Source organism: Arthrobacter sp. SDR-2R, assembly GCF_057747955.1.
This window is the reverse complement of sequence record NZ_CM173231.1, coordinates 3,494,978-3,507,861: the sequence shown is the minus strand read 5'-3', so window position 1 is coordinate 3,507,861 and position 12,884 is coordinate 3,494,978. Positions and strand designations below refer to the sequence as shown.

Genomic DNA, 12,884 nt, shown 5'->3' with positions numbered 1-12,884 from the left:
CCGCCATTCCCGGCGCACAAGTGGCCGGCACAGGCGTTCCTTAGACGCGGATCCGGTACCCGCGCTTGACTACCGTTTCAATGAGCTTTCCGTCCGGCAGTGACGAACGCAGCCTGCTGACCGTCATGTCCAGTGCGTGCACGGAACCCCGGAGTTCCAGCAGGTCGGAGAGGGATTCACGGGACAGGACAGCGCCGCCGGCACCCAGCAGGGCGCGCAGGAGCAGCAGGGGAGCAGGTGCCAGTTCCACCGCCTGGCCGTCGATCCGCAGGCTGCGGCCGCGAAGCTCGATGTTCCCGGAGCGGGTGTCCAGCCGCCGGACATGGTTCAGGGCCAGGTGCTCGCACACCAGCCGGATGAGGGCCCCCATGCGGAAACGTTCCGGGATGAGCGGCGTCACGCCCGCGTCCAGGAGTGGCTGTGCCGTCACGGGACCCACCACGGCGGTGGTGACGTTCAGTTTCAGGCTTTCCACCAGCTGCTTGTACAGGCCCATTTCGTGGGCGGTGCTCCACATCGCGTCCACGGCTGGGGCGCTGGTGAAGGTCAGGACGTCCAGGTTCCCGCTGCAGGCGGCCTCGATCAGGCGCGGCAGCCTGTCCTCGCCGTCGGGCTTGACCCACCGGTAGGGCGTGACGGTGAGGACCGTGGCGCCGGACATCCGCAGGCGTTCAATCTGGCGGACGTCGGTGTAGCCGTGCAGCTGCATGGCGACGGTCTTGCCCCGGACGCCTTCGGTGAGCAGCATGTCCACCAGCGTGGCGGTGGTTTCGTCGCTGCTGATGCCGACGTCGGCAAGGCCGGCCGCGCGCACGGCACCGCGGGCTTTGGGCCCCCGGACGAACATGCGGCAGTTTCCCAGCGTTTCCAGCAGTTCGTCGCCGATCCCGAAGGAGTCAGCGGCCTCGCACCACCGGCGCATGCCGTAGGCGGTGGTGGCGATGCACAGGTCCGGCTTGGCGGCGATGATGGCCCGCGTGTCCTCGATGAGGCGCATGTCCTCCTGGACGGGGGCGATCTTCAGCGCCGGCGCATGCAGCACTTCGGCACCCCGGCGCTCCAGGGCCTCGATCAGGTCGCGCGACCGCCGGTCCGAGGTGACGCCGATGCGGAACCCTTCCAAGGGCGACTCCGCGGCATCGGTGGCTTCTTCGGCCTGCGTCGTCGGTGCGGCCTGGGCTGGTTCAGCCGGTGCAAGTGCAGTCATGGGGGTCAATCCTTTCATGATCCCAGCAGCGAGGCCGCCAGCCTGTCCAGGTCTGCGGCGGCACCGGCGTGGTCACGGTTCGCTTCAGCCACCCGCACCACCTCGCCGATGACCAGCACTGCCGGGTTGCTGCAGCCGGCAGCGGCGGAGGTGATGGTGCCGAGGTCAGCGATGGTGGTGCGCTGGCCGGGCCGGTAGCCCCGCTCCACCACGGCCATGGGCATGTCCGGGCGCATCCCGGCGCGGCGCAGGCCTGCCGCCAGCTGGTGGAGGGTGCCGATGCCCATGAGCACCACGATGGTGCCGCCCAGACCGGCCAGGTGGTGGTGCTCCTTCTCTGTCAGCGGGGCGTGCCCGGAGACCACGGTGAACATGTGGCTGACTTCGCGGTGGGTCACCGGGATGCCTGCTGCGGCCGGGACCGAGATGGCGCTGGTGACGCCGGAGATGACGTGCACTTTGACGCCGGCTGCCACGCAGGCGGCAACTTCCTCGCCGCCGCGGCCAAAGACGTAGGGGTCCCCGCCCTTGAGGCGGACCACGTTGTTGCCGGCAAGGGCACTTTCCACCATCAGCTTTTCGATGTCAGACTGGCTGACCTTGTGGTGGCCAGGCTTCTTTCCGACGTCCACGAGTTCCGCGGAGGTCAGCCGCGGCAGTTCCTGGTACGGCGCCAGTCGGTCGTAGAACACGACGTCGGCATCGCGGAGTGCCTTGACCGCCGCCACGGTGAGCAGGTCGCTCGTGCCGGGGCCGCCGCCCACCAGGGTGACGTGTCCGGCGGGTCCCGCAGCAGGCTCGGCCGCGACCGGGATGCCGGTCTTCCGGCAGCGGTCCAGGAAGGCGTCCCAGCCGGGCCGTCCGTCCTCGACGGCGGCGACCAGGAAAAGCCGCTCCGGCAGGTGGACGAGCCGCGCCTCTTCGGGGCTGCCAAGGCGGTGCACGACGGCGCCCGCGGCTTGGTACCGCCGCACCGCCTGCCGCGCGGCGTCGGGGGCGCCGGCCACCAAAACGTTCCGGCCGGTGAGGTCGATACTGAGCTGCATGGCTATGCCTCGTTTCCAGGGGTATCCGTGGTGGCGGAGCGGACCGGGATGGAAGCCCCGATCAGGACCTTGCCTTTTTCCTCCGGAGTGGCGGGGCGCATCTGGCCGCGCTCGTCCGGGACGAAGGTGATGGAGTCGTCCTTCTGGTCGGGGGCATTGACGAAGGAGCGGAACCGGCGCAGGCGTTCGGGGTCCTTGAGGGTGTCTGCCCATTCATCCACGTACGTGTCCACGTGCTTGGCCATGGCGGCCTCAAGGTCCTCGGCGATACCCAGGGTGTCCTTCACCACCACGTCCTCAACGTGCTTGATGCCGCCGTCGAGCTCCTCCTGCCAGCGGGCCGTGCGCTGCAGCCGGTCCGCGGTGCGGATGTAGTACATGAAGTAGCGGTCGATGTACTTGATCAGGGTTTCGTCGTCCAGGTCCTTGGCCAGGAGCTGGGCGTGGGCCGGGGTGGCTCCGCCGTTGCCGCCCACGTACAGGTTCCAGCCGTCGGCCGTGGCGATCACGCCCACGTCCTTGCCGCGGGCCTCCGCGCATTCGCGGGCACAGCCGGAAACACCCATCTTGAGCTTGTGCGGGCTGCGCAGGCCGCGGTAGCGCAGTTCCAGCTTGATGGCCATGGCCACCGAATCCTGGACGCCGAAGCGGCACCAGGTGGAACCGACGCAGGACTTCACGGTCCGCAGGCTCTTGCCGTAGGCCTGGCCGGACTCGAAGCCGGCGTCCACGAGTTCCTTCCAGATCTCCGGCAGCTGCTCCAGCCGGGCGCCGAACATGTCGATGCGCTGGCCGCCGGTGATCTTGGTGTACAGGCCGTACTTCTCGGCCACGGCCGCAATGACGCCCAGCTTCTTGGGGGTGATCTCACCGCCGGCGATGCGGGGGACCACCGAGTAGGTGCCGTCCTTCTGCATGTTGGCCAGGGCGCGGTCGTTGGTGTCCTGCAGGGTGCCGCGGCCGGCGTCCAGGACGTAGGCGCTGTTCTGGCTGGCCAGGATGTTGGCGATGGTCGGCTTGCAGATGTCGCAGCCGGCGCCGGTGCCGTACTTGGCCATGATCTCTTCGAAGGAGGTCAGCCCCAGGACGCGGATGGCGTCGAACAGTTCCTGGCGGGACAGTTCGATGTGCTCGCAGAGGGCCTTGGAGACCTCCACGCCGGACTTGGTCAGCTCGGTTTCCAGCAGCTTCTTCAGCATGGGGACGCAGGAGCCGCACTGGGTGCCGGCCCGGGTGCAGCCCTTCAACTCGCCCAGTTCCTGGACCGGGGCGTTGCCCTCGCAGGCGCCGCAGGCGTTGATGGTGTCACGGATGGTTCCGGCCGTGACGTTGTTGCAGGAGCACAGTGTGGCGTCATCCGGCAGTTCGGTCTCCGGCGCCTCGCCACCGCCGGCCGCGCTCAGGAAGGCGCCCGGTTCGGCCGGGAGCTCGCGGCCCAGGAGCGGGCGCAGGCTCATGTAGGGGGAGGCGTCGCCGACGAAGATGCCGCCCAGGAGGGTCTTGGCGTCATCCGTGGTCACGATCTTCTGGTAGACGCCGCGGGCCGGGTCGGCATAGACGATTTCCAGGGCGTGCTCGGTCTTGGCGAACGCGTCACCGAAGCTGGCCACGTCCACACCGGACAGCTTGAGCTTGGTGGCGGTGTCGAAGCCCGGGAAGGTGGCATCCCCACCGTGCAGCCGGTCGGCCACGATCTCCGCCATGGTGTTGGCCGGCGCCACCAGGCCCAGGCACATGCCGCCGTAGTTGGCCACTTCACCGATGGCCCAGATGCCGGGCACTTCGGTTTCGCAGTAGTCGTTGATGACCACGCCGCCGCGGGGACCCAGGCTGAATACCTGTTCCTCGCCCTCGGCGGCGCGGAAGAGTTCATCGCGGGGACGGACGCCGATGGCGACGATCACGATGTCGGCGTCGATGACGCGGCCGTCGGCCATCAGCACCCCGGTGACCTGGCCGTCGTCATCGGAAAGTACCTCCGAGGGAAAGACCCCGCCGTGGACTTCGAAACCCTTGGATTTGATGAGCCTGCCCATGGCCTGGCCCGCGCCCTCGTCGAGCTGGGTGGCCATCAGCCACTGGGAACCGTCGATGACGATCGGGTTGGCGCCGAGCTGCTCGGTGCCGGCAGCTGACTCGAGGCCCAGGAGCCCGCCGCCGATAGTGACGGCGTTGACCTTGCGGCCGAGCTTCTCCGTGAGCTCCGCGATGGCCTTGTTGATGGCCCAGACGTCTTCAAGCGTGCGGTAGACGTGCGTGTGCTCCGCGCCGGGGATGGGCAGGCGGGCCGCATTCGAGCCGGTGGCGACCACGAGTTCGTCGTAGGGGTAGCTGTTGCCGGCGGCGGTTTCCACCGTCTTCGCTTCGGCGTTGATCTTTACGACGCGCTCGCCGGTCTTCAGGTCCAGGCCGGCGTGGTCCCACATGGACGCCGCGCCGAGCGTCAGGTCGACGTCGTTGTCGGTGAGGGCTTTGGACAGCGCCACCCGGTCATAGGGGAGGTGGACTTCCTCGGTGAGGACCGTGACATGCCAGCCATCGAGGCCGCGGGCATGCATTGCGTCCGCAAAACGGTGGGCCGCGGGGCCGCCGCCGGCGACGACGATGCGGCGCGGAGTCTCTGTGCTTGAAGTCTGTTCGGTCACTGATGGGCCTTTCGCATGGGCCGCAGGCAGTTTTCCTGCAGCCTTCTCTGACGAGCTGTCCATCCAGACTAGGGAGACGCAGTTTCGCTTCAGTTTCCCATTTGTTTCGCCAACTTAACTTCTGCATCACGAGCGCATTTCCGGGCGGGTTAGGTCTCTTTTACGCGCCGGACACATTCACCGCACCCCGTTGAAACACCCGGACCCTAGCGTTGGAAACGGCCGCAAAAGCAGCCGTGCAAGGACAACAGGCACAGGGAAAGGAGCCGGACATGACGGCAACACTGGAACTTGGGGCGCTCGCCGCCGAATCTGACATCGCTGGATTCCACACCGGCTGGCACCGTGTCTGCGCGGTGGAGGACCTCGAACCAGCCTGGGGCGAGGCCGCACTGGTGGCAGGCCGGCAGGTGGCGCTGTTCCGCACCGGCCCCAGCGAAGTCTTCGCCGTGGCACACGAGGACCCGGCCACCGGAGCCCACGTCATGGCGCGCGGCATCCTGGGCTCAAAGGGGACGCGACCCACCATCGCCTCCCCCCTGCACAAGGAGGTCTACGACCTTGAGACCGGCGAATGCTTCACCACACCGGGCCTGCGCCTGGCAGCATTCAGCACCCGGGTCACCGACGGCATCGTCGAGGTGCAGCTGTAACACCCGCACCCCTTAAGGGGCGCCGGGCCTTGAGTGGCCCAGGCGCCCTTTGGTGTTTAACCGGCAGTTCCTACAGGCCCAGCGCTTCGCTGACGTCGTGCAGGACCTCGTCCAGCGAGGCACGCGCGGCCTGGCGCGCTGCCGGCAGTTCCGCGGCGGACCCCACCTGGTGGATCACCTCGAGGTAGCACTTGAGCTTGGGCTCGGTGCCGCTGGGCCGGATGATGACACGGGTCAGGTTTCGGGTGATGTAGAGCAGCCCTTCGGTGGGCGGCAGGTGCGCGCTGCCTTCAGCCAGGTCCGTGAAGACCTCCACAGCGGACTGTCCGAACGATTCCGGCGGCGAAACCCGCAGGCGGTTCATCATGGCGTCCAGGAGTCCCAGGTCCGCAACCCTGATGCTCAGCTGGTCGCTGGCGTGCAGGCCGTGCTGGAGGTACAGCTCATCCAGGGTGTCGAAGACCGTCTTGCCTGCGGCCTTGGCCGCTGCCGCGAGTTCGGCGATCAGGACGGCGGCAGAAATGCCGTCCTTGTCCTTCACCAGCTCCGGGGCAACGCAGTACCCCAGCGCCTCCTCGTAGCCGTAGACCAGCCCGGGAACCCGGGAGATCCACTTGAACCCGGTCAGTGTTTCCTCATGGGCGAAGCCGGCCGCGGCGGCGATGCGGGCCAGCAGCCGTGAGGAAACGATCGAATTGGCGAAGACGCCCCGGCCGTCAGCGTCCGCGCCGGCGGTGCCGTCCGCGAGCCGGGCCACCATGTGGGCGCCCAGCAGGGAACCCACTTCGTCGCCCCGGAGCATCCGCCAGGCGCCCGTATCGGGGTCCTTTGCCGCCACGGCTGCCCTGTCGGCGTCGGGATCATTGGCGATCACGAGGTCGGCGTCCAGCTGCGCGGCCGCCCCGAGGGCCAGGTCCAGGGCGCCGGGTTCCTCCGGGTTGGGGAAACTTACGGTGGGGAAATCAGGGTCCGGTTCGGCCTGTTCAGCCACCACGGTGACATCTTTGAAACCTGCCGCTTCCAGGACGTCCAGCGCAGTCCCGCCGCCGACGCCGTGCAGCGGGGTGAGGACTATCCGCAGGTCCCGGGCGGGGAAGCGGTCCGCCATGGCCAGTGCCGCCGTCGCCCGCTCATACCCGGCTGCCAGCGAACCGTCCAGGACGGTCCAGCCGCCCTCTGCCAGCGTGATGGATTCCAGCGGCCCCACGGCGCTGATCCGGCCAGCGATTTCCGCGTCGTAGGGCGCCACGATCTGGGCGCCGTCGCCGTCTGCCGGCACAGCATGCCGCCCCAGGTACACCTTGTACCCGTTGTCCTGGGGCGGGTTGTGGCTGGCGGTGACCATGACGCCGCCGTCGCAGTCCAGGGCGCGGACGGCGTACGCCAGCAGGGGAGTGGGGAGGGGCGCCGGGAGCAGGAAGGCTTCGATGCCGGCCGCGGTGAAGATTGCCGCGGTTTCGGCCGCGAAGACATCCGAGTTATGCCGGGCGTCATACCCGACGACGGCACGCGGGCGGGTGCCCGGGGCGGCCTTGGCTGCGGCGTCCCCCAGGAAGGCCGCGAGTCCCGCTGCGGCGCGGCGCACCACCACCCGGTTCATCCGGTTCGGCCCCGGGCCCAGGGCGGCGCGCAGCCCTGCCGTGCCGAACTGGAGCGTGCCGCGGAAGCTGTCTTCCAGTTCCTGCCGGGCCGCGGGATCGCCGTCCTCAACAAGGCGGACAAGCTCAAGGAGCAGCGCCTTCGTTGCGGGATCCGGGTCTTGGGCAGCCCATTCGCGGGCTTCGGTGAGCAGGCGAAGTTCGGCATCGGAAGACGTCATGGGCCTAACGCTATCGTCATTGCCCGTGCCCGTGACGCACCCTGGGCGCCTGATCCGTTAGAGCCGGGCGATGATATCGGCCAGCAGCCTGGAGATGCGCGGGCCGGCTGCCCGGCCGGATTCGATGACTTCCTGGTGGCTGAGCGGCTGGGGGCTGATCCCGGCCGCGAGGTTGGTGACCAGCGAAATTCCGAACACTTCCATCCCGGAGTGCCGCCCGGCGATGGCTTCCAGCGCCGTGGACATGCCGATCAGGTCGGCACCGATCCGCTTGGCGTACTGCACCTCGGCCGGTGTTTCGTAGTGCGGGCCGGGGAACTGTGCATACACGCCCTCGTCCAGGGTGGGGTCCACCTCGCGGGCCAGCCCGCGGATGCGCGGCGAGTACAGGTCGGTAAGGTCCACGAAGGTGGCGCCTTCCAGCGGTGAGGACGCGGTGAGGTTGATGTGGTCCTTGATCAGCACCGGGGTGCCGGGGGCCCAGTCCTCGTTGAGTCCGCCGCAGCCGTTGGTGAGGACCAGGGTGCTGCACCCGGCGGCCGCCGCGGTCCGGATTCCGTGGACCACTGCCCTGACGCCCTTGCCCTCGTAGTAGTGCGTGCGGGCGCCCAGGACCAGGGCGCGCTTTCCCGAGGGCGTCAGTATGGAGCGGATGGTGCCCACGTGGCCTTCCACGGCGGGGGCATGGAAGCCGGGGACTTCTTCGGCCGACAGGGTGGCGGTGGTCTCGCCGATGAGGTCGGCGGCCTCGCCCCACCCGGAGCCGAGGACCAGGGCAGTGTCATGCCGGTCCACGCCTGTCTCTTCGGCGATGTAGTCCGCTGCGGCGCGTGCGGCGGCAAACGGGTCCGTGTTCAGGAAGTCTGTTGTACTCACCAGTACAAGTTATCGTGCCGCCCGTGTTGCCCCCGTCACGGCCGGCCCGGAGAGCGCCCTGTTTTCTTGGTGGTCAGCGGCAAATGGGCGAGAATGGATGACTGTGACTACGCATCCAGATTTCAGCTCCCCCCGGATCGCAATCCTGGGAGGTGGTCCCGGCGGATACGAAGCCGCCATGGTGGCCGCCTCGCTCGGGGCGACGGTCACCATCATCGAACGCGCGGGCCTGGGTGGATCCGCCGTGCTGACCGATGTGGTTCCGTCCAAGACCCTCATTGCCACGGCCGACCTGATGACCCGCGTGGCAGAGGCCGGCGAGCTGGGAGTGAAGTTCGACGTCGACGGCGGCGACTTCGTGCCGGTGATGCGAGCAGACCTCAAGCACATCAACGACCGCCTCCTCAACCTTGCCCGCAACCAGTCCCAGGACATCCGGGACGGCCTGGAAAAGCTGGGCGTGCGGATTATTGCGGGTTCCGGCCGGCTGCTGGACACCCACACCATCGAGGTCATGACGGTGGACGGCACCGAGACTGTAGAGGCGGACACCATCCTGCTGGCCGTGGGCGCACACCCGCGCGAGCTGGAGACCGCCCGCCCCGACGGTGAGCGGATCCTGAACTGGACGCAGATCTACAACCTGGACGAGCTGCCCGAGGAGCTCATCGTGGTGGGGTCCGGCGTTACCGGCGCGGAGTTTGCCTCCGCCTACAACGGCCTTGGTTCCAAGGTCACCCTGGTGTCCAGCCGCGACCGCGTGCTGCCCGGCTCCGACGTTGACGCCGCCGTGGTCCTGGAGGAAGTCTTCGAACGCCGCGGGGTCCGGGTTTTGTCCCGTTCCCGTGCCCAGACCGTGGAACGCACCGACAAGGGCGTGGTGGTGACCCTTTCCGACGGCTCCACGGTGACCGGCAGCCACTGCCTGCTCTGCCTGGGGTCCATCCCCAATACGGCAGGCCTGGGCCTCGAGGAGGCCGGCGTCGCCGTCAGCGAGAGCGGCCACATCAAGGTGGACGGCGTCTCCCGCACGACGGCCCCGAACGTCTACGCCGCCGGTGACTGCACGGGCGTCCTGCCGCTGGCCTCCGTGGCCGCCATGCAGGGCCGCATCGCGGTGGCGCACTTCATGGGCGACGGCGTGACCCCGCTCAAGCTCCACCAGGTGGCATCCAACATCTTCACCTCGCCCGAAATCGCCAACGTTGGCGTATCCGAAGCCGAGATCGAGTCCGGCAAGTACCAGGCCGACGTCGTCAAGCTCTCCCTGCGCAGCAACGCCCGCGCCAAGATGCGCAACGCCAAGGACGGGTTCGTCAAGATCTTTGCGCGGAAGGGTTCCGGCACGGTGATCGGTGGCGTGGTGGTGGGGCCGAACGCCTCGGAGCTGATCTTCCCGATCTCCATCGCGGTCAAGCAGAAGCTGCACGTTGACGACGTCGCCAGCACCTTCACGGTGTACCCGTCGCTGACCGGATCCATCTCCGAAGCCGCCCGCCGCCTGCACGTCCACATGTAAGGGCCGAAGGGCCCGCATTCGCTGGGCAACCCGTTGTTACACTCTGCTCATGATTGGGCTTCCCTTCGCGGGAAACGGGCTGGTGCATGCCGGGTTCGTCGGGCTGGGAATTCTCGCAGCCCTGCTCTTCTACGCATATGAGAAGCGCCGCCGCGGGCTGACGGATCCGCGGTTGTGGCCGATAGCCGGTTTTGCCGTTGCCTTCGGGGCCATCGGTTCCAGGTTGCTTACCTGGGATATCTCACGCCAGGTTTCACTTGCTGACTGGTGGGGCAACGGCGACCGCAGCATCCTGGCCGGGCTTGTGGGGGCCTGGGGCGGCGTGCTCCTGGCCAAACGGTTGACCGGTTACCGGCAGCCGACGGGGGATCTGCTGGCCCCTGCTGTAGCCCTGGCCCTCATCATCGGGCGCATCGGCTGCCTTCTGACAGAGCTCCCCGGCACGCCAACCGGGGGAGCGTGGGGAATCCTTCTCACCCCGGCCCAGGCCGCGCTGATCGGGGCGCCGGCCGGGGTGGGGCTTCATCCGTCTTTCGTCTACGAGATCTTCTTTCACGCGGCCGCTTTCGCCGTGATGTGGCGTTTCCGGGACCGCCTGCCCCACCCCGGCGACCTCTTTATCTGTTTCGTCAGCGCCTACGCCGTGTTCAGGTTCCTGGTCGAGTTTGTCCGGGGCAATGAGGTGCTGTGGCTGGGGATGAGCCGGCCCCAATGGTTCCTGCTGGCGGTTTTGCCCCTCCTGGTGTGGCGGGTCCGGCGTGTTTTCGGCTCGCCGCTCCGCCGAGAGATGGAAGGAACCGCAGCATGAGTGACGCTCCGGACATCCCGCCGCAGCCCCCGGACCAGGGCAACCTGCCGCCGCAATCACCTGCCGGCGGTTCCCTGGCGGCCGGCATCGTCTTTGGGGCGCTGGCCCTTTACGCCGTCTATGTACTGGGGACGATGGCTCGGGGACCGTATGCCTGGTCAGCCACCTTCCTGGCCGTGCCAGCCCCGTTTATCCCCATTGCCGTTTATTTGGCGGTATCCATCGCTCTGGCCATCAGGCGCTCGACGGCCCGGTTGGGTGCAGGGCTGCTTATCGGTTTGGGAGTCTTCACCCTGCTGGGTGGCGGCCTTTGCGTCGCGTTCCTTGCCCAGGTCCGGGCCTGACATGAATGACGGTCAAGGGGTTCCGCCGGAGGAGCAACGGCGTGGGCAGCAGCCGGAACCGCGGGGCGGCTATCTGGGGTCTGGAGTCGTCTACGGGGCTGTGGCGCTGTACATCCTCTACCTTTGGGCAACAGTAGGCATTGGAGCACCGAACATCGCACCACCGAATGCATGGGCAACCAGCATCTTCGCCGGGCCGGCAGCCTTCGTCCCGATCGCCGTCTATCTGGGGCTGGCTGTTGTTCTTGCCGTCAGTCCCCGCACCGCGCGCACCGGGGCCGGGCTGCTGATCGGGCTCGGCATATTTACGTTACTCGGCGGGGGACTTTGCGTGGGTGCCCTGGTGCAATCCGGAGTTTGAGAAGGGGCGCCGATTCATGAAGTCTCAACAGTTGCCCGGTCCGGGACAGCCGCTGCGCGGTGACAGGATCCACCGCTATGTGACCGCTTTCTGCCCCAAATGCCACGAAACCAACCCTCCACTGAGCCAGGTCCGCCGGCTGGCAGGGACGCTGCTCATTCGTGACGGCCGCGTGTGGCTCGAACGGGGCTGCCCGGACCATGGGCTGGTCCGCACCCTGTACGACGAGTCTCCGGAAATCCTCCGCTACCTGGAGAAGTGGCAGGCGCCCACCAAGCAGCACATCCCTGACCAGACCGACAATTTCCGCCCTGTCCCTGAGGCATATGCCTTTGGGCTTCCAGCCATGCAAACGCAACACACCTGCATCCTGCTGCAGGACATTATTGAGCACTGCAACCTGCGCTGCCCCACCTGCTTCACCGCATCCGGCCCACAACTGCAGGGAGTCGCACCATTGAGGGAGGTGCTTGACAATGTTGACACCCGCCTGGACCGGGAAAACAACCGCCTTGATGTGCTGATGCTCTCCGGCGGTGAACCAACGCTGTACCCATATCTTGCCGAACTGCTGGATGAACTCGTTTCCCGGCCAATCGTCAGGATCATGGTGAACAGCAACGGCATGCTCATTGCCACCGATGACCACCTGCTTGCCCTGCTGGAACAGCACCGGGACAGGGTGGAGGTGTACCTCCAGTACGACGGTCCATCCAGGGAATCGTCGATCCACCACCGCGGCGGAGACCTTACCCGCTTCAAGGACGCGGCAATTTCGCGCTTGTCGGATGCAGGCGTTTTCACCACGCTGACCATGACAGCATCCCTGGGCGTCAACGACGGTGAAGTCGGTGCCGTGGTGATGCGTGCCCTGGAGACTCCCTTTATCGGAGGGGTGGCGCTGCAGCCCGTCTTCGGTTCCGGACGCGGACACGGCATCGATGCCATGGACCGGCTCACCCACACAGGCGTCCTTGAAAGATTGGCCGGGCAGACCAACGGCGTGGTGTCCTGGCACGACCTGACAGCGTTGCCCTGCTCCCACCCGCACTGCGCCTCAGTGGGTTACATGCTGAAGGACGACGCCGGCGTCTGGAGGTCCCTGGCAGCATTGATTGGGCATGATCAGCTGCTCACTTGGCTCGAGCTTAACCCGGACAGCCTTGCGAACCGGATCGCCGACAGCGCCATCCCCCTGGAGCTGCGGAACCTGATGAAAACCTCGCTGCTTGACCTGTTGAGCGAACAGGCGTCCCTGTCCCACCCCCGCACGATGGACCTTTGGAAGAACGTCTGCACCCAGTGCGATCTTGGCATCGGCACGCTTACCACCCTGGCGGCGGGCAAACTCCCGGGGCAGCAGCAACGCCTCCGCAGGCTCCTCGCGGAACGGGTAACGCGCATCATGGTCAAACCTTTCATGGACATCTCCACGATGATCGAGGAACGGCTCACCCAATGCTGCGTGCACGTGGGAACCAAGAGCGACGCCGGCGCGCATCAATGCGCGCCGTTCTGCGCAGTGCAGGCCTGGCCCTCGCTGGCGAGGCAACGCATGAGCACGGCCACTGGTGCACGGCTGATTCCGATGCGTCACGTCTAGGGA

Annotated in this window: 11 protein-coding genes; 6 read left to right on the top strand and 5 right to left on the bottom strand. The window is 67.2% G+C overall.

Annotated features, from left to right (window positions below; translation table 11 throughout):
• Positions 1–40: 40 nt before the first annotated feature.
• From AC3ANU_RS16165 to nirB, 3 genes are read right to left on the bottom strand one after another with little or no spacing between them, the layout of a single operon-like run.
• Positions 41–1,207 carry a uroporphyrinogen-III synthase gene (locus AC3ANU_RS16165; RefSeq protein ID WP_018770116.1) on the bottom strand — a complete coding sequence of 389 codons (1,167 nt, stop codon included), beginning with the start codon at positions 1,205–1,207 and terminating at the stop codon, positions 41–43.
• 14 nt (positions 1,208–1,221) lie between these two features.
• Positions 1,222–2,253 carry a uroporphyrinogen-III C-methyltransferase gene (gene cobA / locus AC3ANU_RS16160; RefSeq protein WP_488314865.1) on the bottom strand — a complete coding sequence of 344 codons (1,032 nt, stop codon included), beginning with the start codon at positions 2,251–2,253 and terminating at the stop codon, positions 1,222–1,224.
• Between the two features lie 2 nt (positions 2,254–2,255).
• Positions 2,256–4,898 carry a nitrite reductase large subunit NirB gene (gene nirB / locus AC3ANU_RS16155; protein WP_488314864.1) on the bottom strand — a complete coding sequence of 881 codons (2,643 nt, stop codon included), beginning with the start codon at positions 4,896–4,898 and terminating at the stop codon, positions 2,256–2,258.
• A 272-nt stretch (positions 4,899–5,170) separates the two neighbouring features.
• Between nirB and nirD the strand changes: the two genes are divergently transcribed.
• A complete protein-coding gene (gene nirD / locus AC3ANU_RS16150) occupies positions 5,171–5,551 on the top strand; it encodes a nitrite reductase small subunit NirD (protein ID WP_018770113.1) in 381 nt (126 codons plus the stop codon).
• A gap of 70 nt (positions 5,552–5,621) precedes the next feature.
• Here the strand turns inward: nirD and AC3ANU_RS16145 are convergent, their stop codons facing one another.
• Positions 5,622–7,370: a phospho-sugar mutase gene (locus tag AC3ANU_RS16145; RefSeq protein ID WP_488314863.1), complete on the bottom strand. Its 1,749-nt coding sequence runs from the start codon at positions 7,368–7,370 to the stop codon at positions 5,622–5,624.
• A 57-nt stretch (positions 7,371–7,427) separates the two neighbouring features.
• On the bottom strand, positions 7,428–8,246 hold the full coding sequence (locus tag AC3ANU_RS16140; protein ID WP_056393537.1) for a purine-nucleoside phosphorylase: 819 nt from the start codon (positions 8,244–8,246) through the stop codon (positions 7,428–7,430).
• A 103-nt stretch (positions 8,247–8,349) separates the two neighbouring features.
• Here AC3ANU_RS16140 and AC3ANU_RS16135 point away from each other — a divergent pair, with 103 nt between their 5' ends.
• Genes AC3ANU_RS16135 through AC3ANU_RS16115 form a run of 5 tightly spaced genes read left to right on the top strand, consistent with a single transcriptional unit; the run spans position 8,350 to position 12,881 of the window.
• Complete coding sequence (locus AC3ANU_RS16135) at positions 8,350–9,765, top strand: NAD(P)H-quinone dehydrogenase (RefSeq protein WP_018770110.1); 1,416 nt, start codon at positions 8,350–8,352, stop codon at positions 9,763–9,765.
• 49 nt (positions 9,766–9,814) lie between these two features.
• Complete coding sequence (locus tag AC3ANU_RS16130; RefSeq protein ID WP_018770109.1) at positions 9,815–10,573, top strand: prolipoprotein diacylglyceryl transferase; 759 nt, start codon at positions 9,815–9,817, stop codon at positions 10,571–10,573.
• Positions 10,570–10,917, top strand: a complete 348-nt coding sequence (locus AC3ANU_RS16125; protein WP_478222120.1) for a hypothetical protein — start codon at positions 10,570–10,572, stop codon at positions 10,915–10,917. Before AC3ANU_RS16130 ends, AC3ANU_RS16125 begins: the two co-directional genes overlap by 4 nt.
• Position 10,918: 1 nt before the next feature.
• A complete protein-coding gene (locus AC3ANU_RS16120; RefSeq protein WP_043425075.1) occupies positions 10,919–11,278 on the top strand; it encodes a hypothetical protein in 360 nt (119 codons plus the stop codon).
• A 16-nt stretch (positions 11,279–11,294) separates the two neighbouring features.
• A complete protein-coding gene (locus AC3ANU_RS16115) occupies positions 11,295–12,881 on the top strand; it encodes a radical SAM protein (RefSeq protein ID WP_488314862.1) in 1,587 nt (528 codons plus the stop codon).
• Positions 12,882–12,884: the final 3 nt, after the last annotated feature.

Coding starts and splice junctions, on each gene's coding strand:
- AC3ANU_RS16165 (WP_018770116.1), bottom strand. CDS start 1,207: ATGACTGCACTTGCACCGGCTGAACCAGCCCAGGCCGCACCGACGACG.
- nirD (WP_018770113.1), top strand. CDS start 5,171: ATGACGGCAACACTGGAACTTGGGGCGCTCGCCGCCGAATCTGACATC.
- cobA (WP_488314865.1), bottom strand. CDS start 2,253: ATGCAGCTCAGTATCGACCTCACCGGCCGGAACGTTTTGGTGGCCGGC.
- AC3ANU_RS16125 (WP_478222120.1), top strand. CDS start 10,570: ATGAGTGACGCTCCGGACATCCCGCCGCAGCCCCCGGACCAGGGCAAC.
- AC3ANU_RS16115 (WP_488314862.1), top strand. CDS start 11,295: ATGAAGTCTCAACAGTTGCCCGGTCCGGGACAGCCGCTGCGCGGTGAC.
- AC3ANU_RS16130 (WP_018770109.1), top strand. CDS start 9,815: ATGATTGGGCTTCCCTTCGCGGGAAACGGGCTGGTGCATGCCGGGTTC.
- AC3ANU_RS16145 (WP_488314863.1), bottom strand. CDS start 7,370: ATGACGTCTTCCGATGCCGAACTTCGCCTGCTCACCGAAGCCCGCGAA.
- AC3ANU_RS16120 (WP_043425075.1), top strand. CDS start 10,919: ATGAATGACGGTCAAGGGGTTCCGCCGGAGGAGCAACGGCGTGGGCAG.